Below are 22,985 nucleotides of genomic sequence, written 5' to 3'. Positions count from 1 at the left end.
CCCTTGGGTCAGGCCGCCAGCCATCGCCGTTCGCGCACAAAATTAGCAAGGTCTGTCGCGCTCATCGGCCGGGCAAAGGCATAGCCCTGCAAGCCATGGCAGCCCAGCTCCTTCAGGATGCGGGCATGCTCCATGGTTTCGACGCCCTCGGCGATGACGTCAATGCCGAGCGAAATGCCGATATCGATGATGGAGGCAACCAGTTGGCGCTGTTTGGCCGAGGTCAGGATCGGGATGACCAGCTGTCTGTCGATCTTGAGGCGGCGTGGGGTGAGTTTCAAGAGGCTGACGATGGATGCATATCCGGTGCCGAAGTCATCGATTTCGATATCGATCCCGAGACTTTTGATCTGCTCTACATTGGAAAGCACGGTCATGTCGCTTTCGTCAAATGAGATCGATTCCAGCAGCTCAAATGATACCTTGCCCTTTGGAATGACCATCCGGCTGAGGCGGTCCATCAGCTTTTCATCATGCAGGCGGTGGTAGGAAATATTCACCGAGACTTTCGGGATGTCGATTCCCATCGCTTCCCACCGTATTGACTGGAATAGGGCCTGTTCAAGAATCCTCTGGTCGATCTCGGCAAGAACGTTGATATCTTCCGCCGTCTTCAGGAATGCGTCGGGTGCCAGCAGTCCTTTGGTCGGATGATCCCAGCGTGCCAGCGCCTCTACTCCGATGATATTGAGCGTAACGGGACAAAACTGCGGCTGGAAATGGGCGATGAACTCATTCTGCTCCAGACCGCGCAAGATTTCATCCGCCGTCTGCTTTGTCTTGAAGACCGCAGTCTTCAGAGAGTGCGTGAAGACCTCATGCCGGTTGCGGCCACGGCGCTTTGCCTCATAAAGGGCGATGTCGGCGTTGACGAGGACCTGGGTCAACTCCTCTTCCGGACCTGTTTGATGTGCAATGCCGATGCTGACGCCGATCCGGCACTCCTGTTCCTTGTATTTGACCGGCACGCTCATCGCATCGATGATCCGCTGGGCGCGGGCTGCATCATCTTCGGCCACGCCGCCATTGCGGGAGATGATGACGAATTCGTCTCCGCCGATGCGGCCGACGAAGTCGCTCTCTCCCGTATTGGCACGCAGGATCTGGGCGGCATGCCTGAGGATTTCATCACCGGCTGCATGGCCGAGCGTATCGTTGATTTCCTTGAAACGGTCGAGGTCCATATGGAATATGCTGGCAAGGCCATGCGTCGCCGCGCTGGTGCGCTTTTCCGCCAGGATTTCGTCAAGATACCGCCGGTTGGGCAGAGCCGTCAGCGGGTCGTGCAGGGCGTTGAATTCCATCCGGTGCCGGGCGGCCTCCAGTTCGGTGCTGTGCGCCTCGGCTTGCCCCCTGGCGGCTTCCAGGCTTTCGTTCTTTTCCACATCGGCCGTCACGTCCCAGTTGACGCCAACGATCTTTTCCAGGCCTCCTGCGCCGATATATTTCGAACCGACGGCGCGGATATGCCGGGTCCGGTTTCGCGAAAGCCGAATGCGGAATTGCGAAATGTAGCTTCCGCCATGCAGCAGGGCGTTGCTGAACTCCTGTTCGGCTCTTTCCAAATCCTCCGGATGCAGCGCATCGCGCCAATTCTCATAGACTTCGCTCGCGCCCTTGCGCAGGCCGTAGAGCTCTTTCATGCGCTCATCCCACAGCAGTTTACCGGACGAAACATCCAGCTCCCAGATACCGATCTGCGATGCATCAAGCGCGATCTTCAGGCGATGGGATAGTTCCTGCAACTGGTCCTTGTTGTGTTCAAGCACTTGAATGTTACGTTTGCGCTCACCGATCAGCCGTCCACTGACGAACATCGGGATGACGATGAAAAGCCCGCCGAGCAGGATGATACTGCGGATCATCCAGGCATTGGGCGGTGTGTCGATCCATCCGCCCTTTGGCACGGCGCTGATCACCCAGGCGCCACCCGGCAGGAAGACGCTGACCTCGACAGGATCGGCGGACTTCACCCGGTTGTCGCCGTAAAACAGCGCGCCCTCTTCGCCCAGGCCGTCAAGACCGGAAATTGCGACGTCGATGTCAAGTATCGGAGAGAGAAGGCCGCTGTCCTGATAGAGGCGCTCCACGTCAATGACGGCGGAGACGACGCCCCAGAACCGGTTCGAGTCCCCGCCGTTAGGCAGGGAAACCGGGAACCGTCCGACAAGGCCGGTCCCGCCCTGCACCAGTTTCAAAGGTCCCGCCAGGACGAGTTTCCCAAGTTCGCGAACTCGCAACGCGGCAGCGCGCTGTTCCTTGTTGTTGCGATAATTAAGTCCAAGGACCTTTTCGTTGCCGTTGAGCGGATAGACGAGAGAGACGATCAGGTCGGGAGCGGCCGCGATGCTGCGCAGCCGGGACCGTTCGTTGAAGATGTTACGCGCCAGATCGGAGAAGCGCTTCTGGTTCATACCCGGTTCGGTCGCAATGGCGGCGATCAGGCCGCGAACGAGCTGTATGTCACCGTTGATATTGGCTTCGAGTTTTGAGCGGATCGGATTGAGCTCCGCGACGACGGACGCGCGCATCTTGGCGGCGTAAACCGCGCGGTTCTGCTGTTCGGCAAATATACCCGCCGAAATCACGACAATCAGCGCGACATAGGTCGGCAGATAGTTCGGTCTGAGGAACCGAAATATTGTAAATTTTGCCGGTAGGCGCGACAGTGCGGAAAACACGAAATCTCCAATGCCGATCTTTTACTCGACAACTCTTGGTCCGCATTCTGGCAAAGTCGTCTTAACAAGACATGCTTCGGGAACCTGATAAATTAGGTAGGCCTATGTTGATTTTTTCTTTTGCGGCAGACCTTTTCGATCGGTTTCAGCAAGTTCCTTCAGTTCCTTTTCCGACATGGACTTCTCCATGCTTCTGGAGGCGCTTTTCAATTCAGATTTTTTCGTTTCGCCACGTTTTGCCGACAGTGCTGCGCCGGCCGCCTTTTGCTGAGCTTGGGATTTTGCAGGCATGGCCTTTCTCCTTCATCTGGATGCTGCTTCTAAACCACCGGCCCTTGCATTGGTTCCCGTGTCCCGCCGGAATTGGCGTCCGGTTGGCCGATCATCGCCAGCAGCGTCCCCAGCCGGTCGGCATCCCGTGGCAGCTTGTCTGTCCGCAATCGCGATATGCGCGGAAAACGCATGGCGACACCGGATTTATGCCGGTTGGAGAAGTTGATGCCTTCAAAGGAAACTTCGACGACGAAACCGTGATCAGCTTCGGCCCGGATCGAACGCACGGGGCCGAAACGCTCGATGGTGTTGTTGCGCACATAGCGATCCAAGACCTCAAGTTCCGCATCGGTAAAGCCGAAATAGGCCTTGCCGACCGGCACCAGCACGTCTTTGCCATCGCTTTCCGTCCAGACCCCGAAGGTGAAGTCGGAATAGTAGCTCGATCGCTTGCCGTGGCCGCGCTGGGCATACATCAGTACTGCATCGACATTGTAGGGTTCGCGCTTCCACTTGAACCAGGGGCCTTTCGAGCGGCCGGATGTATAGGGTGAATCCAGCCGTTTCAGCATGATGCCCTCGATGACGGGGTCCGGGGGATCCGCACGCAGACGGTCCAGTTCCTCCCAGCTGGAAAAAGGGACCAGCGGAGAGAGATCGAAATGTGATGGTGCCGCCTTTTCGATCAGGGCGGAAAGCGCATCGCGCCGTGTCAGGAAGTTTTCCGCGCGCATGTCGCGCCCGCCGGAAAACAACAGGTCGTAGCCGCGAATGAAGGCTGGATATTCTTCCAGCATCTTTTTTGTCACTGACTTGCGGTTCAGCCGCTGTTGCAGATCGGAAAACGTGCGGGTGGCCTGGTTGGAACGCATCGTACCGCCGATCAGCAGTTCGCCGTCAATGATGCCTTCAAAATCGGCTGCCTCAAGGATATCGGGAAAGGCGCCGGAAATATCGTCGCCGCTGCGTGAATACAGCCGCCGCGTGCCGGCCCGATTGGCCAGCTGGACGCGAATGCCGTCCCATTTCCATTCGGCGGCAAAATCCTTCGGATCGAGTGACGCGAGATCATTGTCGCCGACCGGCGTTGCCAGCATCACCGCATGAAATACTGCGGGCATATCCAGTTCGGGCTTGTCCGCCTTTCCGTCCAGCCATTGGAACAGCGAAACATAGGGCGGCGACAGACCGTGCCAGAGTGTTTCGATCTCGGTGATATCGACATTGCCCATGTCGGCAAGCGCCTGTTTCACCAGACGTGCGGAAACGCCGATGCGCAGACCGCCGGTGACGAGCTTGAGGAAGGCAAACCGGCTCGACCCTTCGAGCTGATCGAGCAGATCACGCACGAGGCCATGGACGTTGGCCCGCCCGGCCGTTTCCAGCTGGTGCATGATGGTCCCTAGCGACAGATCGCCGGACGCTAGTTTGCCTGTGGCTGCTGGTTCCCAGACAAGCGAGATGGTTTCGGCGAGGTCGCCGACATAATCGTAGGAGTAACGGAACAGGACCTCATCCATACGCTCCAGCACCAGTTGCCTCAGCACGTTCGGCTTCACGGTCTTGAGCGTCAGCGTGCCGGCGACGGCGGCCAGCGCATAGCCGCGGTCCGGGTCGGGTGCTGTGCGAAAGTAATCCGCCATAAGCTTGATCTTGGCATTGCGCTGCGGGGTGAGGACCAGCCGGTCGAGCAGTTCGGCGAAGGCGCGCATCGCTATTCTCCCTCGTCGTCGTAGCCGACAAGATGCAGCGGCCGTGCGGCGATCCCCTGCAGCTCGCACCAGCGGACCAAAGCCTCTTCGCGGCCGTGCGTGACCCAGACCTCACCTGGCTTGATCTCGTTGATCGTTTCGATGAGTTCGGGCCAGTCGCAGTGATCCGAGATAATTATCGGCAATTCGACGCCGCGCTGCTTGGCGCGCTGGCGCACCAGCATCCAGCCGGACGCGAAGATGGGAATGGGATCGGGAAAGCGCCTGGCCCATTTGTCGGCAAAGGCTGAAGGCGGACCGACGACCACGGCACCGGCGAAGGATTGTTTGTCTTTCGCATCAACCGTGGCGGGCCGGAGATCACCCAGTTCGATACCTTCGCTTTCATAGTAGTCGCAGAGCCTTGCCAAGGCGCCGTGGATGAAGATCGGCGCGTCGTATCCGGCTTCACGCATCAGGGCGATGATCCGCTGGGCTTTGCCAAGGGCATAGGCACCGACCAGATGGGCGCGCTCGGGGAATTGCTTGAGCGAGGTCAAGAGCTTGGCGATCTCGCCGCGATCGTCCGGATGGTGAAACACCGGCAGGCCGAATGTCGCCTCGGTGATGAAGACATCGCAGGGCACCGGCTCAAAGGAGAGACAGGTCGGATCGCGGCGGCGCTTGTAGTCGCCCGAGACGACGATGCGCATGCCCGGGGCTTCCACAGCGATCTGCGCGGAGCCGAGCACATGGCCGGCCGGATGAAAGCTGACGGTGACGTCGCCGATCGCCGTACGAGTGCCGAGTACGGCCTCCTGCGTGCTGACGCAGAATGCGTCGCCATAACGAATACGCATGATGTCGAGCGTTTCGCGCGTTGCCATCACATGCGTATGGCCAGCGCGCGCATGATCGGCGTGTCCATGGGTGATCAACGCCCGTTCGACGGGCAGGACAGGATCGATATAGAAGCCGCCCTTCTCGCAAAAGAGACCCTTGGGCGTCGGGTAGAGCAGCGTTTCCGGTTTCATGGAAATGAAGATAGCTGGCAATTGCACAACTGCCAGCTATCACGACGAATTTTTACCGGCTCAGGCCGCCGGGTTGTGGCCCAGCGTCTTCGAAATCAGCTCGAGAACGCCCTCGGAATCCACGTCGATGCAGATGTTCTGGCTGGGCAGGTTGTCCCAGTCGCTCGGCGGGAAGATATGATCGTCGGCCTTCTGGATGGTCTGGCCATCGGCAATGCCACCGCAGACGACGCGGATCGCGCCGCTGCGCAACGTGAAGAACTCCGGAGCGACGACATAAACACAGGCGCAGCTGTCATGCACGACCATGCCGTCATCGACATGCTGCTCGTAGAAGTCGATATAGAACTGTGAAATGTCCGACAGAAGCTTTGCCCGCTTGCCGCCGGCAGCGACGATCGCTTCCAGCCTGCCACGGGTCATCACCGTCTTTTCGGTGACATCGAGGCCAACAACGACGACCGGCCAGGGGGCGGTCAGCACCGCATCGGCAGCTTCCGGGTCGCCGTGAATATTGGCTTCGGCGGCCGGCGTGATGTTGCCACGCATGTCGAAGGCGCCGCCCATGATGACGACGTCCTTGACCAGCACGGCGATGTCCGGATCGTCCCGAAGCGCGAGCGCCAGATTAGTCATGCGGCCAACGGCGACGATGGTCACTTCACCCGGATTTTCGCGGACGGTGTCGATGATGAAGCGATGGGCCGGCCGGGGATCGCAGGCGAGGTCGACAGTTTCGGGAACGCCGATATTGCCGAGACCGTCATCGCCGTGGATGAACGTTGGCCAGCCGACATGGGCACGCGACGGGTCGAGCGTCTCGCCAAGTCCCTTGGCAACGGGAGCCGCGATATCCCATTGCTGCTTCAGATAGAGTGCGTTGCGCGTCGTGGTCTCGATCGAGGCGTTGCCGAAAACGGAGGTGATGCCGATCAGGTCAATATCCGGGTGGTTGTGCAGAAACAGCAGGGCCATCGCGTCATCGACGCCGGGGTCCGTATCAAAAATTACCTTATGCATGATGTGTTCTTTTCGTTGATTGGAAGCCAGCTGCAGCTTGCTGGAAGGCGCAACGTCCGGTGTTGCGTCACTTTTAGCGGCGCGGCGGCCAAGAGCAACCCATTTTCCGGACCCATTGCGGGCAGAGTGCCAAAACAGGGCAAATCCGTCTTCCGCCGCGAAAAAGCACCGGCAGGCTTAAACTTTCCGAAACGTCGCCGCGATAGGGTGGAGGCTCAATCAAGAGGCGGGGTCGTTCCCGCATCCGCGCAGGGCGCGGCGGGGCCAGGAGTTGAAGCTGATGACGGAGCAGCACACGTGAAGTCGGTCTTTAAAAAGATACGTCTCCCCCGCAAGGTGATGTTCCTCATTACCGGCATTCTTGTGCTGTCCGGCGCGTCCGGCGCCTATGCTGTCTATTCCGGCAAGGAAACCTTTCTCGGCATGGTTGGGCCGCAAAAGCCCTCAATTTCGGGGCTTGCCTGCATCACGATCGAGACGCTGAAGATGCGCCGCAACGGTCAGCGCTGGATCCGCAAATATGTAAGCACGGAAGCTGCCGGGGGCGTCGATCGCGTCCGCACTGCGTTGCGCATTGCCGGCCTGCTAGCCAAGGAAGAGCAGGCCGATCTCTATCAGGTCGTCGTGCTTGATGCGGCTGGACCATCGGACCGTGCCGGCCGTCGCGGCGCTGCCATCGGTGCCCAGGTGCTGTATGCGCCCAATCCGTCCAAGCTGCCGGGAATGAGCACGCCCTTCGTTGCCCGCTATACGGACGCCAAGGCAAATAGCGTCGGCCTCTTCTATGGACGCGAAGCCGTTCTCTCGACGGATGACATCAAGACCACGCTGACGGCGATGGATGACAAGTCGGATTGTTTCGATCCGGTTGCCGCCGCTGCAGCGGCAGAACCGGGAGCTGCTGGATCAAAGAGCGGCGCCCATGGCGAAGCACCGGCTGCAGCCGGTCACGGAGAAGGCGCGGAAAGTGGCGAGGCGCCTGCTGGGCATAGCGAACCTGCCGGGAATGGCGAAGAAGCAGCTCCGCCTGAACATGGCACCGAGGCTGCAATGGAGCAGAGCACGGCAAATCCTGAGGAAAAGGGTTTCTTCGGCTCCATGCTGGCCATGGTTTTGGGTGGCGGCAGCGAAAAACCGTCGAGCACTTCCGCCGAGCCCGAAACGGAAAATCCCGCCGAGAGCCCCCTGGAAAAACCAGAGGGGCACTGACGGGGACGTGTAACTATGGTTCGTCCTGATCAGACGATGGCGTTGCCGGCGGTGACGGCGAGAACCACGAAAATCAGGAAGATGATCACGGCGATGGCGAACAGCACGCGCGCGATCGTCGCGGTTGCGGCCGAAACGCCGGAAAAGCCGAGAAAACCGGTAATCAGCGAGATAACCAGGAAAATAAGCGCCCATTTCAGCATGGAAGGGTTCCTTTCAGATTCTGCGGACATAGACGCGCAGGATCCTGAAAAGTTCCATTGGCTGATGGGAACGCGCCATCCGGTTTAAAGAATGGCGCGTCCGTAGCGTAGGATCAGTCCGCCTTATTGCGGCGGGCCGGGAAGAGGATGATGTCGCGGATCGACGGCGCATTGGTGAGCAGCATGATCAGGCGGTCGACACCGATGCCTAAGCCCCCGGCGGGGGGCATGCCTTGGTCGATCGCATCAAGGAATTCGTCGTCCAACTGCTTGTCCTTCTCGCCGCGGGCATGCGCTTGCTCGAGCTGTTCGACCATGCGCTTGCGCTGCTCTTCCGGATCGTTGAGTTCCGAGAAGGCGTTGCCTAATTCCCAGGCGTTGCAATAGGTTTCGAAACGTTCGACCAGCCGCGGTTCGCCCGGCACTTCCTTGGCAAAGGGCGAGATGTCCTTCGGGAAATGCGTCACATGGCTTGGCTGGATCAGCGTGCCCTCGACCTTTTCTTCAAAGATGAAGGCCAGGCATTCGCCCCAGGTCCAGTCCTTCTCTACTGCAAAGCCTGCAGCCTTGGCGGCGGTGCGGGCTTCTTCGTCGGTCTTCATGGCGATGAAGTCGAGGCCGGTCGCTTCCTTGACGGCGTCGGGCATGGGCACGCGCTTGAACGGACCCTTGAAGGAGATTTCCTTGTCGCCGAACATGAATTCGGTGGTGCCGTGGATCGACAGTGCGAGTGTCGAGAACAGGCGTTCGACGAGGTCCATGATGTCCTCGTAGTCGGCATAGGCCCAGTAGCATTCCATCATGGTGAATTCGGGATTGTGCCGGGTGGAGACGCCTTCGTTGCGGAAGTTGCGGTTGATCTCGAACACCTTGTCGGTGAGGCCCGAAACCAGCGTGCGCTTCAAGAACAGTTCCGGCGCGATGCGCAGGTACATGTCGAGCTTCAGCGTGTTGTGATGCGTCTTGAAGGGCTCGGCGGTGGCGCCGCCATAGACCGAATGCAGCATCGGCGTTTCGACTTCCATGAAGCCGTCGTCTTCCATGAAGCGGCGGATGCCGGAAACGATCTTCGATCGCTGCTGAAAACGGAGCTTGGAGTCCTCGTTGGTCATGATGTCGAGATGGCGCTTGCGGTAGCGCTGCTCGATGTCGGATAGGCCATGCCACTTCTCCGGCATCGGCAGCAGCGATTTGGTCAGCATTGTGATTTCTTGCGCGTTGATCGACAGTTCGCCACGCTTGGTGCGGCGGACCACGCCAGTGACACCGATGATGTCGCCGATATCGATCAGCGGCAGCAGCGCGCGGGCGTCTTCCGGTGTCGTATCCTTGTGGGAAAAGATCTGGATCTTGCCGCCGGCATCATGGATGTCCATGAACATGCCGGAGTTGCGCGAGGAGTAGACGCGTCCGGCCACCGTGACGACATCGTCCGTCACCACATCCGCTTCCAGGCTTTCGTATTTGCTGGCCAGTTCCGCATTGGTGATGGTGCGGTGGAAATGCGCCGGATAGACGTCGCCGATCTTTTCGCGCAGCATTTTCAGCTTCTGGGCGCGCACTTCGGTGACGTCGGAGGAGAGGGCGGTTTCGGTCTTGTTGTCAGACATTGTCGCGTTCCGTGTTACGGTTTGCGGCCTCCGTCATTCCTGTGCTCGTCACAGGAATCCAGTGCGCCCAGGTCCTTGGGCGCGAGAGACCTAAAGTATTCGTTCACGGCGCAGACGCGCCGTGGCTGGATTCCTGTGACAGGCACAGGAATGACGGAGAAAAAATATTGCCGTCACATCCTGCGTGTCTCGCCGCCGAAAGCGGCGACGTTATTTCGAGCCAGCCATCGAGGCCGCAACCTGGCCGGCGACCTTCAGGCGCTGGCGCACGACCGAGCGGCCGAGGATGGCCATCGAGTCAAACAGTGGCAGCGAGCGGGTCGAGCCGGAGACGGCCACGAACAGCGGCGCGACGATGACCTTGAGCTTCTTGCCCATGCGGTCTGCGATGGCGCGCAACTCCGCCTCGATCGACTCGACGTTCCATTCGAGGATCTTTTCCAAGTCCGGCTGGACCGTGTTGAATATCTCGACCAGTTCTTCCGGGCTCGATTTGACCTTGGCGAAGGATGCGGCGTCAAGTGCGAGATCGGACTTGAACAGGAAGCCTGCCAGATCCGGCAGTTCGCCGAGCTTGGAGATGCGCGACTGCGAGAGCTTGAGGCCCTGCTTGATCCGGTCGTTTTCCATCGCCCAGGCAAGAACGCGGGCGGCGAACTCGTCTTCGCTCAAACCTTCGCGCAGCCAGCGGCCGTTCAGCCAGTCAAGCTTCTGCACATCGAAGATCGCGCCGGCCTTGGACAGGTTGGCGGGATCGAATTTCTCCGCCAGCCGCTCCATGGTCAGCATTTCCTCGCCTTCGGCAATCTGCACGAAGAACAGACCGAGGAAGTTCATCAGCGCTTCCGGCAGGTAGCCGAGGGCCGAGTAATAGGAGATCGAGGTCGGGTTCTTGCGCTTCGACAGCTTTGACTTGTCGTGATTGCGCATCAGCGAGAGATGCATGAACACCGGCGGCTCAAGGCCGAGATACTGGTAGATCAGGATGTGCTTCGGCACCGAGGACAGCCATTCCTCGCCGCGCGCCACATGGCTGATCTTCATCAGATGGTCGTCGACGACGTTGGCCATATGATAGGTCGGCATGCCGTCGGCCTTCAGCAGAACCTGCATATCGACAGCATCCCACGGGATATCGACTTCGCCATAGACCCCATCGACGAACTTGCAGGAGCCTTCGGTCGGGATTTTCATGCGCACGACGGTCGGTTCGCCGGCGGCCATGCGTGTCGTGACTTCCTCTGCCGACAGCGTCAGGCACCGGCCGTCATATTTCGGCGGCTTGCCGGCGGCGCGCTGCGCTTCCCGCATTTCGGCCAGCCGTTCTGGCGTGCAGAAGCAGCGGAAGCCGTGACCGTTGGAAACGATCTTTTCGACGAAGGGGAGGTAGGTGTCCTTACGGTCGCTCTGGCGGTAGGGGCCGTAGGGACCGCCGATATCCGGGCCTTCCGACCATTCCAGACCGCACCATTTCAGCGCGTCCAGAACCTTGGTCTCGAATTCCGGCGTCGAACGGGTGGCGTCGGTATCTTCGATGCGCAGGATGAACTCGCCACCCATTTTCTGCGCGAAGAGATAGTTGAACAACGCAATATATGCGGTGCCGACATGGGGTTCGCCGGTGGGGGAAGGTGCAATGCGCACCCGGACTGGTCTGTCTGTCATGATCCTGGCCCGTGCTTTACGTGCTTTCGGCCTTCCGCCGGAAAGGAGACGTCCGGATGTGAAGGCGCATGCTTTTAAGGGAAGGAAATGCCCGATCGATGCCTGAAATGGCGTAAAATACCGGAAATTCCATATAGTTCGCGTGAGACCATATTCAAAAGGGCGCGTCAAGGAAAACTGCGTTTCCGGCAGTGGCAACGGTTCTCGAAAAGGCAGTTGACAAATTCACTGGCTCAATCTATTTAACCTTGAAGTTAATTAACTTATCGGTTTAATAAAGATGACCCAGGATCAACTCAGCACAACTCTTTCGGCGCTCGCCGATCCGACGCGGCGGGCGATTTTGGCGCGGCTGGCCTTGGGCGAGGCATCGGTCAACGAACTGGCCGAGCCTTTCGCAATGAGCCTGCCTGCCGTTTCCAAGCACCTGAAAGTGCTGGAGAAGGCGGGATTGATCAGCCGGGGCCGGGAGGCGCAGTGGCGCCCCTGCAAACTGGAGGCGGGCCCGTTGAAGGACCTCAACGCCTGGCTCGATAACTACCGGCAGTTTTGGGAGGAGAGTTTCGACAAGCTCGACCTCTATCTGCAAAAACTTCAAAATGGAGATGGAAATGAACGCGAGAGCTGACGTTGTCCCGGCTGACAAGGCCAACCTTGTCCTGGCCCGGACATTCAATGCCCCGGCGGCGTTGGTCTACAAAGTCTGGACCGACCCGTATCATCTCGCACAGTGGTGGGGGCCGCACAACTTTACCAATCCGGTCTGCGAGGTCGATCTCAGGCCCGGCGGCGTTATTCGCATTCACATGAAGGGGCCAGACGGTCAGATGTATCCGTCGAACGGCACCTTCAAGGAAATCGTCGAGAACGAGCGTCTGGTCTTTACCAGCACCTATGACGGCGAAGACGGCGTCCCCATGCTCGAAGCGCTGAATACGGTGACGTTCACCGAGAAGGAGGGCAAGACCGAGGTGACCCTGCATGCACAGGTGCTCAGAGCAACCGAAGCCGTGTTGCCTGCGCTCGACGGCATGCAAGAAGGCTGGAGCCAGAGCCTCGAAAAGCTCGCGGACGTCATCGCCACCGTCGCCAATGCCTGAAATTTTATCGAACCGAAATTCCCCTGAAGTGCGCGTCAGCCTCTTCAGGGGCACTTATTCCCATACTCAACAGGAACCCGAATATGCTGAAAATTCTTCTGATTATCCTTGCCGTCATCGTCGTGCTGCTGCTCGGCGTCGTCGTTTTTGCCTCGACAAAACCCGATACGTTCCATGTCGAACGCAGCGCAACCATCAATGCCCCGCCTGAAAAGATCTTCCCGCTGATCAATGACTTCAACCAGTGGCAGGCCTGGTCACCCTACGAAAAGAAGGATCCTGCCATGAAGCGCACGTTTGATGGTGCGACCAGCGGCCAGGGCGCTGTCTACAATTGGGACGGCAACAAGGATGTCGGCGCCGGCCGCATGGAAATCACCGAAGCGACGCCGTCCTCCAAGGTGCAGATCAAGCTCGATTTCGTCCGTCCCTTTGAAGGACACAACGTCGCCACGTTCACGCTGTCGCCCGCGACACAAGGCACGACGGTGACCTGGGCGATGGATGGACCGAGCCCGCTGATTGCCAAGGTAATGGGGCTGTTCTTCAATATGGATACGATGATCGGCGGCGATTTTGCCCAGGGGCTCGAAAATCTGAAGGCTCTTGCCGAAAAGTAGGACGCGAAAATCGGGAACCAAACCTGGCCAGAACCGTTTTCTTCCTGAGGAGTGCGGGGCTGTGCCAACCGGACCCGAGGGAGATGGAGAACGCGGAGATTTTTCCGGTTTCTCTTCGCGGCCAACGAAACGGCAGGCGAGCTTCTTACCCCTTCGGCTTCGTATCCTCACTATACGCAAATGTCGAATTGCCCCCGGGACAACGGTCCCGGGGCTTTTTGCTGTTCGCTCGTGAGCCACAAACAAAAAAGGAGCGCAGCCGGTCGGTTGCGCTCCCAATTCACTCTATAACCAGACCACAGTCCGACTAGTGTTTCGCGGCCTTGTCGCGCTGCCGTTTGCGGCGCGACAGCATGTTGAGCACCTCAACCAGCGCCGAGAAGGCCATGGCGGCATAGACGTAACCCTTCGGCACGTGGATGCCCATGCCTTCGGCGATCAGCGTCGTGCCGATCATCAACAGGAAGCCGAGCGCCAGCATGACGATGGTCGGGTTCTTCTCGATGAAGCGAGCGAGCGGGCCGGAGGCGACAAGCATGACGGTGACGGCAAAAACGACGGCGATGACCATGATCGGCAGGTGCGGCGTCATGCCAACGGCGGTGATGATGCTGTCGACGGAGAAGACCAGGTCGAGCAGCAGGATCTGGCCGATGGCGGCGCCAAAGCCTGTTGTCACCGAGCTTGCGATGAAATCTTCTTCATGATCGGCCGGATCGACACTGTGATGGATTTCCTTGGTGGCCTTCCAGACGAGGAACAGGCCGCCGGCAATCAGGATCATGTCCTTCCACGAGAAGCCGTGACCGAACGCCTCGAAGACCGGCGTCGTCAGTTGGACGATCCAGGCAATGGTGCCGAGCAACGCAAGACGCATGACCAGCGCCAGGCCGATGCCGATGCGGCGTGCCTTTTCGCGGTGTTCCGGGGGTAGTTTGTTGGTCAGGATCGAAATGAAGATGAGGTTGTCGATGCCGAGCACGACTTCCATCACGATCAGCGTGATCAGGGCAATCCAGGCAGTCGGATCTTGCATCAGGAGCAAAATATCCTGCATCAGGGGCGGTTCCTTCCTCGATATCAAGGTGCATATACGGGAACCCGCGCAGCCGGTTGGCAGCGCGGGTGTAATTGATGTTTCTTATGTAAGTGGAAATGACGGCAAGGCAAGCGCTAGAGGGCGCTCAAATGGGCCGCTATACCGTTAACTCTTCACCGGAAGCCAGATTTCTGTCAGCCCCATGCCGGTTCTCGGGTCGAACCTTTCGTCGTAACGCTCCATCAGGTCCGGGAGCCCGGCGTGGCTGTAGCCGGAGGAAGGCAGCCATTCGGTAAAGATCGCATTGCAGGTTGCCTGGATGCCGGAAATATGGCCGCGATGGGCAAAGATCGTATAGGTCTGGGCGGGAAGCTTCAGGCTTACAAAGCCCTTTGGAAGGTCATCGGTGTCGCGAACCTCTACGGCGGTCATATATTGAAAGCTGCGGTCCTGTCCGTCTTTCTGCGTGCAGATGCCATAGATATCCGATCTGGCCAGAAATACTGCCGTCATGCGCGTTGAACTGCTGCCATTGCGAGGGAATGCCGGCATTGGCGCCGTAATTATAGGTCTGCTGCAGGCCCGCCATCAGCATGGCGGAAGTGCTTTCAAATCGGGGTTCGTCCAGTTTTGGAGGGGGTGCGGTGTTCATCCGGATGGGCTCCATAAGATCGAGATCGCCAATATGCCTGCGATTGCGGACCTCTTCCGGCGTCACGCCGAAATGATCGCGAAAGGCACGGGTGAAGGCTTCATGCGAGCTGTAGCCCGCATCAAGGGCGACTGCGAGAATGCTGGATGCGCCTCCGGCAAGGGAAAGGGCCGCGGCGCTCAAGCGCCGTGCCCTGATGTAGCCACTGATAGAAAAGCCCGTCGTCAGGCCAAAGATACGCGACAGGTGATAGCGGGAAAGCCCCGCCGTCTCCGCAATATCCTCCAGTGAAATATCCCGGGCGTAATGGCTTTCGATAAACCAGAGCGCCTTGCCGATTGCATTCATCCAACCTCCCGTAGCAAACCGGATATGATCTTAGTGCCGATCAGGCAGCTTCACTTGATCGTGGTTGCGCGATTGCCTGTCGCCGGGCCAACAGCCGTCAGGCCGTTGTGGTCTGCCGTGTTCCGTAGGCGGCCATGAAGACACGAACGGCGCCGCTGATGACACGGTCGATCTCCTCCGGCGGCGGTGCAGCCTCCATTGTACCGAACAGGCGATACTTGAAGAATCCGCCGCTGGAGAGATCGAGAAACTGGCCCGCTGCCAGATCGAGATCATCGATCTTCAGGCTGCCGATATCGACCTGGTGCTCCAGGAATTCCTGGAGGAGGGTGCGCAGGTTTTCCGGCCCCTTGAAGAAGCGTTTGCACAGGTTGGGCATGCGATCGCGCACGCCGAGAACGGTGCGCATCGCGTTGATCACCTTTTCATCGGTCATGTGCGTGACGAAGCTGACGCCGAATTTATAAAGGCCGGTTTCGACATCCTCATGGGTGGCCAGCACCGTGCGAATTGTCGCCAGAAAAAGTGCCCGCTCCCTTTCGATCATCGCCGAGAACAGGTCATCCTTGTTCTGGAAGTAGACGTAGATCGTTCCCTTGGAAACGCCTGCTTCCCGCGTTATGTCGTTCATGCTGGCGGCATCGAAGCCCACGCTCATGAACACGCGTTTTGCGCCTTCGATGATCTGCTCACGCTTTGCCGGGTCCTCGCCGGCGGCGCGGCGGCCGGAAAGGGCCTCGCCCGGACAGTCTAGGGTAGCCGTTGTTTCTGCCAATTTTTCGTTTTGTGCGGACATTGTTGTCTCGTCGTTAACTTTTCGAACCGAACGGTTCGATTTGACTTGATATGTGAGTGATTTCACATTAAGTCAATCGAACTGAACGGTTCGGTTCGAATTTCTCACATCAGGGCTGGTAGTGCAATATGTCAGTTTCAAACAAATCCGGTGCTGCCCATGTCCGTTCTGTCGGCGATGACTTCAAGGCGCCGGGCGAACAGATTGAGGCTCCTGAAGCCAAGAGCGTGACGGAACCGGCCGCTGAAGAGCAGGCAGCGCCGCAGGTTGCTGTCGCGGCAGAAAAACCGGCGGCCAAGCGCCGCAATTTGGTGCTTCCCATTATCGTGATCGCCGCGCTCGCCGCTGGTGGCTGGTACGGTTACGAGTGGTGGACCAATGGCCGCTTCATGATCTCGACGGATGATGCCTATATCGAAGGGGATATCGCGTCGATCTCGCCGAAGGTTTCCGGCTATATCGAGAAGGTCAATGTCGTTGCCAACCAGCACGTCAAGGCCGGCGACCCGCTGATCACACTCGACAAGGAAGATTACCGCATTGCTGCCGATCAGGCGCAGGCGCAGATCGATACGGAAAAACTGTCGCTGCAGCGATTCGACGCGCAGATTGCTGGTGCCAAGGCCAGCGTGCAGCAGGCAGAAGCGCAGAAAACCGCCCTTGAGGCGACCGTCCGGGGTGCCGAAACCACGTTCAAGCGTGCCAGCGACCTCCAGTCAAAGGCAGTCGGTACGGTCGCCTCGCTCGATGATGCCACGGTTGCGGTCGATCAAGCCAAGGCAAACCTGATTGGCGGCGATGCACAGATCGCCACGGCGAACGCCAACATCGCCGTTCTGGTTGCCCAGCGCGCCGAGGCCGAAAGCACAATCCGGTCGCTGGAACTTGCCCGCGACAAGGCGCAGCGCGACCTGGGCTTCACTGTTCTCAAGGCGCCTTACGACGGCGTGATCGGCAATCTGGCCGTCCAGGATGGCGACCTTGTTTCGGCTGGTCAGCGCCTGGCGGCTCTGGTGCCGACCGATCAGCTCTATATCGACGCCAACTTCAAGGAAACGCAGATCGCCCATATGGTTCCGGGCTCGAAGGTCAGTATCCATGTGGATGCCTTCGACGAGGCGCCGATCGTTGGCACCGTGCAGTCGATTTCGCCGGCCTCCGGTTCGGTGTTCTCGCTGCTGCCGGCTGAAAACGCCACGGGCAACTTTACCAAGGTGATCCAGCGCGTTCCGGTCCGCATCGTCTTCCCGAAAGAGGTGCTGGACAGCGGCCGCCTTCGCGCCGGCTTGAGTGTCGTGGTTGATGTCGATACCCGCACCGCACCGAAGCAGGAAACCGCTGCGGTCAAATGATCCGTATGCCGCGCCGTTCAAAGCGTGGCCTCAACGGCTAAGAAAAACGTCCCGGGCCGATGCGCCGGGAGCCTGTGATGCACCAGTTTTCATGACCATGATGGCTCCCACGTTCGTCTGAACGCGGTCACGCCAGGAGCAATGCCGATGGCTGCCACTGCAACAGCGGGTACGATGCCGCTTCCTGCCGCCCAAGCGGAAGAGAAGATGGATACGAAACGGCTGATCGCCTTTTTCGCGATGGTCTTCGGCATGTTCATGTCGATCCTCGATATTCAGATCGTCTCGGCCTCGCTGGCCGAAATTCAGGCCGGCCTGTCCGCCGGCTCCGATGAAGTCGCCTGGGTGCAGACGGCCTATCTGATTGCCGAAGTCATCATGATCCCGCTCTCCGGCACGCTCGCCCGGATCGTTTCCACGCGGGTGCTGTTCTCGGTGTCGGCTGCAGGCTTTACGATCGCCAGCGCCCTTGCGGCAACAGCGACCAATATCGACCAAATGATCGTCTACCGGGTGCTGCAAGGCTTCATCGGCGGTGGCATGATTCCATCGGTGTTTGCGGCAGCCTTCACTATTTTTCCGCCCTCCAAGCGCAATATCGTCTCGCCGATCATCGGTCTTGTCGCGACACTGGCACCCACCATCGGCCCGACCGTCGGCGGCTATCTCAGCCATGCCTTTTCGTGGCACTGGCTGTTCCTCGTCAATATTATCCCAGGCATCATCGTTACCATCGTCACCTGGAATTTCATCGATTTCGACAAGCCGGAACTCAGCCTTTTCAAGAAATTCGACTGGTGGGGGCTCTTGTCGATGGCGGTTTTTCTCGGCGCGCTGGAATATGTGCTGGAAGAAGGAAACAAGAATGATTGGTTCAGCGACCAATACATCTTTATCGGTGCGGTCGCATCGGCAATCGGGGCTCTGGTTTTCTTCTATCGAGCGTTCAAGGTCGATTTCCCGATCGTGGATTTAAGGGCCTTCTCCAATCGAAACTTTGCCTTCGGCTCGCTGTTCTCCTTCGTCATGGGCATCGGGCTCTACGGCCTCACCTACATCTACCCGCTCTACCTTGGCCGCATCCGTGGTTACGATTCGCTGATGATCGGCGAGACAATGTTCGTCTCGGGACTTGCGATGTTCTGCACGGCACCGATTGCGGGCAAGCTCTCCACCAAGCTCGATCCGCGCGTGATGATGGCGATCGGCTTTGCAAGCTTTGCGGCCGGCACCTGGCTGATGAGTTCGCTGACGGCCGACTGGGACTTCTATGAGCTTCTGCTGCCGCAGATCCTGCGCGGCTTCGGATTGATGATGTGCATGGTGCCGATCAACAACGTCGCGCTCGGAACTTTGTCACCCGCCCGTATTCGTGGCGCGTCCGGCCTGTTCAACCTGACGCGTAATCTGGGCGGTGCCGTTGGTCTCGCCGCGATCAACACCATTCTGACACAGCGCCAGGAAGAGCATTACGCCCGCCTGCAGGAGCATGTGCAATGGGGCAACCCCGAAGCTATGGACCAGCTGAACAACATGATCGCCAAGTACAATTCGCACGGTCTGGATGGCGCGACTATCGCCATCCAGAAGCTGTCCGGGATCGTCACCCAGCAGGCGATGGTCATGTCGTTCATCGATGTGTTCCTGATCCTCACCGGCCTGTTCGGCGCCTTGGTCTTCTGCGCGTTCCTGATCAAGAAGCCGCAACCTGTGCCAACGGGAGCCGGCGGCGGCGGACACTAGCCGTTAAGGCCGCTGTATATCCGACCTGTACGCCGCGGCTTTCATCCGCCAGAATGCCCTGAAGGCAAAACTTCAGGGCATTCTGCATGACAGGTCATATGTTTACTCGGCTTCCCAGGCGTTCCTTTCTCGCCAATCTTCTGAGCCTCGGTGTCGTGACATCGGTTGGTCCGGCGTTTGCGGCTAACGCCTCAAAGACGGCGTGGCCTCCGATCGATGCGACCTTTCTGTTCAGCGCCGATGTTCACACCTGCCTGATCTCGGGCGGCGTTCTCAGCCCCAATTGTGCGCAGGAGGGTAAGACCGATGCCAATCTTTTGCGGCATGTGGCGGCCTTGAACCGCATCGCGGAGTTTGAGTGGCCAACGCAGATCGGCGGTGTGGCCACTGGGCTTGCGGGAGCGGGCAAGAAAATAGCCAAGCCGCTCGGCCTCGTCATCGGCGGCGACATGACTGACGATGGTGGCGGGCAGGTGAAGGTTCCGGGTGAAGGTCATCAATTGCTGCAATTCTCCAGCCGCTACGAGGAAGGCACCGGTCCGGACCGGGTGCATTTCCCGGTCTATAACGGCCTTGGCAATCACGACCTTGATCAGGACGGTGCGCCGCCGCATCTGGACTGGTATCGCCGCGAGCTGCGCGACTATGTCGAGCTCAATCATCGCCAGACGGTGTTCTACAAGCCGCCGGTGGCGGTCGCCAATTATGATATCGATTCCGACAATTACTCCTGGGACTGGGGCGGTCTGCATCTGGTGCAGTTGCAGCGCTTCGGCGGCGATACCAACAAGGGTGCGATCAGCGGTCTGGATTGGTTGAAGCAGGATCTTGCCAATTCGGCAGCCGACGGCCGGCCAGTCATCCTGTTCCAGCACTATGGCTGGGATCCTTTCTCGCTGGAAAAATGGGATCCGGCCAAGATGACCTTCGACGACGAGGGCTCCGGCCACGCCCATTGGTGGGGTGACGACGAGCGCGCCGCGTTGCTGGCAGCCTTGAAAGGTTACAACGTCGTGGGCCTGTTCCACGGCCACGAGCACGATACGCCGATGATCTACAACCAGGAAAGCCTCGATGTGTTCAAGCCAATCGCCACCTTCAAGGGCGGTTTTGCGGCGGTTCATATCACCAATCACTATATGGATGTGGTCCTTGCCGAGGCGCAGGGAACGGAGGGGAACGTGAATTTCCTCAAGGCTTTCAGTAAGCGATTTTCCTGACCCATAGTGGCTGTGAGCACGCGAAAATACTCGCCGGAAACCTCGACGCCAATTTTCTGATTTACGTACATCAGATTTTCCTCTAAGGCTTTTTCCCGGAGGAAACATGCGCCCGACAGTTCACGATATTGCTGCTGCGGCAGGGGTCAGCCTTGCGACCGTCGACCGCGTCTTGAACCAGCGCGCCGGGGTCCGCACTGTCACGCGCGAAAAGGTCGAGCAGGCGATCGAGCGCATCGGCTATGTCCGTGATGTCGCTGCCGCCAACCTTGCCAAGAGCCGCGTCTATCCCTTCGTTTTCGTCCTGCCCGCCGGCGACAACTCGTTCATGCGTGGGTTAGAGGCTCAGGTGCGCGCTGCGATAGGCCGTTCGCCTGTGGAGCGGACCGACATTTCTATCGTCACTGTCCCCGCGTTCAATGCGGGCGCACTGGTGGCCGCGCTGGATGATGCGCGCGAAAAATTTCCGGCCGGGGTAGCGGTCGTGGCAATCGATTCTCCCGATGTCATTGCCGCTGTTGATCGTCTGCGGGCCGATCGTATTCCCGTCGTCACCTTGGTTTCCGATTTGGCCGGCTCGAAGCGCGATCATTTCGCTGGCGTCGACAACATTGCCGCGGGCCGTACGGCAGCAAGCCTGATGGGACGCTTTCTCGGCGGCCGTTCCGGGCCGGTCGCGGTGCTGGCCGGTTCCATGCTGGTGCGCGATCACCGCGAGCGGCTTGATGGGTTTCGGGCCGTGATGGTGGAAAATTTTCCCGGGCATGTGCTGTTGCCTGTCATCGAAGGGCAGGACGATCCTGCCTTGGTGGAGAGACTTGTCGCTCAGGCGCTTGCAGCCTCGCCGGAAACTGCGGGTATCTACAGCCTTGGTGCCGGCAATCGCGGCCTGATCGCGGCCTTGAAGCGGCGCAGGAATGAGGCTCCGGTCTGTGTCATCGCCCATGAACTGACACAATATACCCGGGCAGCATTGAAAGACGGGCTGATCGAAGCTGTTCTCAATCAGGATGCCGGGCATGAAGTGCGCAGCGCCATTCGCGTGCTGAAGGCCAAGGCCGATGGCGTTGCGGTTCTTGGCGCACAGGAACGGATCCGCCTCGACATTTTCCTCAAGGACAACCTGCCCTTCGAGCAGGGCAGCGAAACAGACCTGCCCTTCGAGCAGGGCAGCAACGCAGAAATGCCCTTCGAGCAGGACAGCAACCAAGCGCCCGAACAGGGCAGGCAAGACTAGGGAGATCATCATGTATCTTGGCATCGACCTTGGCACGTCCGGGGTGAAGGCATTGCTGATCGACGGCGGCCAGCGGGTTATCGGTTCCGCATCCGGCGCCATGGACGTGTCGCGGCCGCATCCGGGCTGGTCGGAGCAGGACCCGGCCCACTGGATCCGCGCAACGGAAGAGGCAATCGCCGGATTGAAGGCCGCTCATCCCAAGGAACTGGCTTCCGTCAAGGGCATCGGTCTCTCCGGCCATATGCACGGCGCGACGCTTCTGGATGACAATGACAAGGTGCTGCGCCCCTGCATTCTCTGGAACGATACGCGCAGCCACAAGCAGGCCTTGGCGCTGGACGCCGATCCGCAGTTCCGGGCCCTGACCGGCAACATTGTCTTTCCGGGTTTCACCGCACCGAAACTTGCCTGGGTGGCCGAAAACGAACCCGACATTTTCGAAAAGGTCGATTGGGTCCTGCTACCGAAGGATTATCTGCGCCTGTGGCTGACCGGTGAACATATTTCCGAAATGTCGGATTCGGCCGGCACCTCCTGGCTTGATACCGGCAAACGCGCCTGGTCGGAAAGCCTGCTCGATGCAACGGGGCTGACCGAAAGCCAAATGCCGTCGTTGATCGAAGGTACGGAGCAGGGCGGTACGCTGAAAGCCGATCTCGCCGCCAAGTGGGGCATGGGTGCAGGCGTCGTCGTTGCCGGCGGGGCAGGGGATAATGCTGCATCGGCCTGCGGCATGGGCACTGTCGGCGAGGGCCATGCCTTTGTATCGCTCGGCACCTCCGGCGTGCTGTTTGCCGCCAATACCAGCTATCTGCCCAATCCGGCCAGTGCCGTGCACGCGTTCTGCCACGCGCTGCCCAACACCTGGCATCAGATGGGCGTCATCCTGTCGGCCACCGATGCGCTCAACTGGCATTCGGAGATTACCGGCAAGAGCGCTGCCGAGCTCACCGCCGAGCTTGGCGACAGCCTCAACGCACCGTCCGGGGTCACTTTCCTGCCATACCTCTCCGGCGAACGCACGCCCTATAATGACGCTGCCATCCGCGGTGTGTTTGCCGGGCTTGCCCACGAAAGCAGCCGCGTGGTTTTGACCCAGGCTGTGCTCGAAGGCGTTTCCTTTGCGCTTCGCGATAGCCTTGAGGCCCTGCGTGTTGCCGGGACCACGCTTTCCCGGGTGACTGCCATCGGCGGCGGTTCGCGCTCGCGCTACTGGCTGAAGTCGATCGCGACGGCCTTGAACCTGCCGGTTGATGTGCCCACCGATGGCGATTTCGGTGCTGCGTTCGGCGCTGCCCGCCTGGGGCTCGTTGCTGCGACAAAGGCTGATCCGCTATCCGTCTTCACCGCCCCGGCAACAGCCGAAACCATCGAGCCCGATGCGGCGCTGCACGGCGCCTATGAAGATGCCTACCAGCGCTATCGCCGCCTCTATCCAGCGATCCGGGCCGCCTACTGATTTCAATCAGCATTTCGAACACCAAGAGGA

The 22,985-nt window shown here is 59.3% G+C and carries 18 protein-coding genes and 2 pseudogenes; 9 read left to right on the top strand and 11 right to left on the bottom strand.

The window, feature by feature from the left end; all coding sequences use genetic code 11:
- Positions 1–8: 8 nt before the first annotated feature.
- The 5 genes from ACP7E0_RS20065 to ACP7E0_RS20045 all read right to left on the bottom strand — a co-directional run bounded on the left by ACP7E0_RS20065 (position 9) and on the right by ACP7E0_RS20045 (position 6,699).
- The gene (locus ACP7E0_RS20065; protein WP_426127195.1) at positions 9–2,681 is read right to left on the bottom strand and encodes a bifunctional diguanylate cyclase/phosphodiesterase; all 2,673 of its coding nucleotides are present in this window, start codon (positions 2,679–2,681) and stop codon (positions 9–11) included.
- A gap of 102 nt (positions 2,682–2,783) precedes the next feature.
- On the bottom strand, positions 2,784–2,972 hold the full coding sequence (locus tag ACP7E0_RS20060; RefSeq protein WP_426127193.1) for a DUF3008 family protein: 189 nt from the start codon (positions 2,970–2,972) through the stop codon (positions 2,784–2,786).
- A gap of 29 nt (positions 2,973–3,001) precedes the next feature.
- Positions 3,002–4,666: a cisplatin damage response ATP-dependent DNA ligase gene (locus ACP7E0_RS20055; protein WP_426127191.1), complete on the bottom strand. Its 1,665-nt coding sequence runs from the start codon at positions 4,664–4,666 to the stop codon at positions 3,002–3,004.
- 2 nt (positions 4,667–4,668) lie between these two features.
- Entirely contained in the window at positions 4,669–5,679 is a 1,011-nt protein-coding gene (locus tag ACP7E0_RS20050; protein WP_426127340.1) for a ligase-associated DNA damage response exonuclease, read from the bottom strand.
- Positions 5,680–5,739: 60 nt separating this feature from the next.
- Positions 5,740–6,699: a nucleoside hydrolase gene (locus tag ACP7E0_RS20045; protein ID WP_426127189.1), complete on the bottom strand. Its 960-nt coding sequence runs from the start codon at positions 6,697–6,699 to the stop codon at positions 5,740–5,742.
- Between the two features lie 297 nt (positions 6,700–6,996).
- Here ACP7E0_RS20045 and ACP7E0_RS20040 point away from each other — a divergent pair, with 297 nt between their 5' ends.
- A complete protein-coding gene (locus ACP7E0_RS20040) occupies positions 6,997–7,908 on the top strand; it encodes a hypothetical protein (protein ID WP_426127188.1) in 912 nt (303 codons plus the stop codon).
- Between the two features lie 29 nt (positions 7,909–7,937).
- Here the strand turns inward: ACP7E0_RS20040 and ACP7E0_RS20035 are convergent, their stop codons facing one another.
- The 3 genes from ACP7E0_RS20035 to gltX form a co-directional block, all read right to left on the bottom strand.
- Positions 7,938–8,111 carry a DUF1328 domain-containing protein gene (locus tag ACP7E0_RS20035; protein ID WP_426127186.1) on the bottom strand — a complete coding sequence of 58 codons (174 nt, stop codon included), beginning with the start codon at positions 8,109–8,111 and terminating at the stop codon, positions 7,938–7,940.
- 113 nt (positions 8,112–8,224) lie between these two features.
- Positions 8,225–9,721 carry a lysine--tRNA ligase gene (lysS, locus tag ACP7E0_RS20030; RefSeq protein WP_426127184.1) on the bottom strand — a complete coding sequence of 499 codons (1,497 nt, stop codon included), beginning with the start codon at positions 9,719–9,721 and terminating at the stop codon, positions 8,225–8,227.
- A gap of 210 nt (positions 9,722–9,931) precedes the next feature.
- Entirely contained in the window at positions 9,932–11,386 is a 1,455-nt protein-coding gene (gene gltX, locus ACP7E0_RS20025) for a glutamate--tRNA ligase (RefSeq protein WP_426127183.1), read from the bottom strand.
- A gap of 280 nt (positions 11,387–11,666) precedes the next feature.
- Here gltX and ACP7E0_RS20020 point away from each other — a divergent pair, with 280 nt between their 5' ends.
- The 3 genes from ACP7E0_RS20020 to ACP7E0_RS20010 all read left to right on the top strand — a co-directional run bounded on the left by ACP7E0_RS20020 (position 11,667) and on the right by ACP7E0_RS20010 (position 13,106).
- Positions 11,667–12,014 (top strand): ArsR/SmtB family transcription factor, encoded by a 348-nt coding sequence (locus ACP7E0_RS20020; protein WP_426127181.1) that lies wholly within the window; start codon positions 11,667–11,669, stop codon positions 12,012–12,014.
- Complete coding sequence (locus ACP7E0_RS20015; protein ID WP_426127179.1) at positions 11,998–12,486, top strand: SRPBCC family protein; 489 nt, start codon at positions 11,998–12,000, stop codon at positions 12,484–12,486. Before ACP7E0_RS20020 ends, ACP7E0_RS20015 begins: the two co-directional genes overlap by 17 nt.
- 83 nt (positions 12,487–12,569) lie before the next feature.
- Entirely contained in the window at positions 12,570–13,106 is a 537-nt protein-coding gene (locus tag ACP7E0_RS20010; protein ID WP_426127177.1) for an SRPBCC family protein, read from the top strand.
- Between the two features lie 307 nt (positions 13,107–13,413).
- Here ACP7E0_RS20010 and ACP7E0_RS20005 read toward each other — a convergent pair whose 3' ends face one another.
- From ACP7E0_RS20005 to ACP7E0_RS19995, 3 genes and pseudogenes are all read right to left on the bottom strand, one after another.
- Positions 13,414–14,163: a TerC family protein gene (locus ACP7E0_RS20005; protein ID WP_426127175.1), complete on the bottom strand. Its 750-nt coding sequence runs from the start codon at positions 14,161–14,163 to the stop codon at positions 13,414–13,416.
- Positions 14,164–14,310: 147 nt separating this feature from the next.
- Positions 14,311–15,145 (bottom strand): annotated as a pseudogene (locus ACP7E0_RS20000) (AraC family transcriptional regulator).
- Positions 15,146–15,242: 97 nt separating this feature from the next.
- Positions 15,243–15,941 (bottom strand): TetR/AcrR family transcriptional regulator, encoded by a 699-nt coding sequence (locus ACP7E0_RS19995; RefSeq protein ID WP_426127173.1) that lies wholly within the window; start codon positions 15,939–15,941, stop codon positions 15,243–15,245.
- Positions 15,942–16,069: 128 nt separating this feature from the next.
- Between ACP7E0_RS19995 and ACP7E0_RS19990 the strand changes: the two genes are divergently transcribed.
- The 5 genes and pseudogenes from ACP7E0_RS19990 (at position 16,070) to xylB (ending at position 22,955) form a co-directional block, all read left to right on the top strand.
- Entirely contained in the window at positions 16,070–17,293 is a 1,224-nt protein-coding gene (locus ACP7E0_RS19990) for an HlyD family secretion protein (protein ID WP_426127172.1), read from the top strand.
- 141 nt (positions 17,294–17,434) lie between these two features.
- The gene (locus tag ACP7E0_RS19985; RefSeq protein ID WP_426127170.1) at positions 17,435–19,036 is read left to right on the top strand and encodes a DHA2 family efflux MFS transporter permease subunit; all 1,602 of its coding nucleotides are present in this window, start codon (positions 17,435–17,437) and stop codon (positions 19,034–19,036) included.
- Between the two features lie 86 nt (positions 19,037–19,122).
- The gene (locus tag ACP7E0_RS19980; RefSeq protein ID WP_426127168.1) at positions 19,123–20,256 is read left to right on the top strand and encodes a metallophosphoesterase; all 1,134 of its coding nucleotides are present in this window, start codon (positions 19,123–19,125) and stop codon (positions 20,254–20,256) included.
- 106 nt (positions 20,257–20,362) lie between these two features.
- A pseudogene (locus ACP7E0_RS19975) lies at positions 20,363–21,385 on the top strand (LacI family DNA-binding transcriptional regulator); the annotation flags it as partial.
- Positions 21,386–21,503: 118 nt separating this feature from the next.
- The gene (gene xylB, locus ACP7E0_RS19970; protein WP_426127166.1) at positions 21,504–22,955 is read left to right on the top strand and encodes a xylulokinase; all 1,452 of its coding nucleotides are present in this window, start codon (positions 21,504–21,506) and stop codon (positions 22,953–22,955) included.
- The last annotated feature ends 30 nt before the right edge of the window (positions 22,956–22,985 follow it).

The organism is Pararhizobium sp. PWRC1-1 (genome assembly GCF_049897905.1).
Lineage (GTDB): Bacteria > Pseudomonadota > Alphaproteobacteria > Rhizobiales > Rhizobiaceae > Pararhizobium.
Note: the sequence above shows the minus strand (reverse complement) of the source record. Positions and strands in the feature narration are given on the sequence as shown.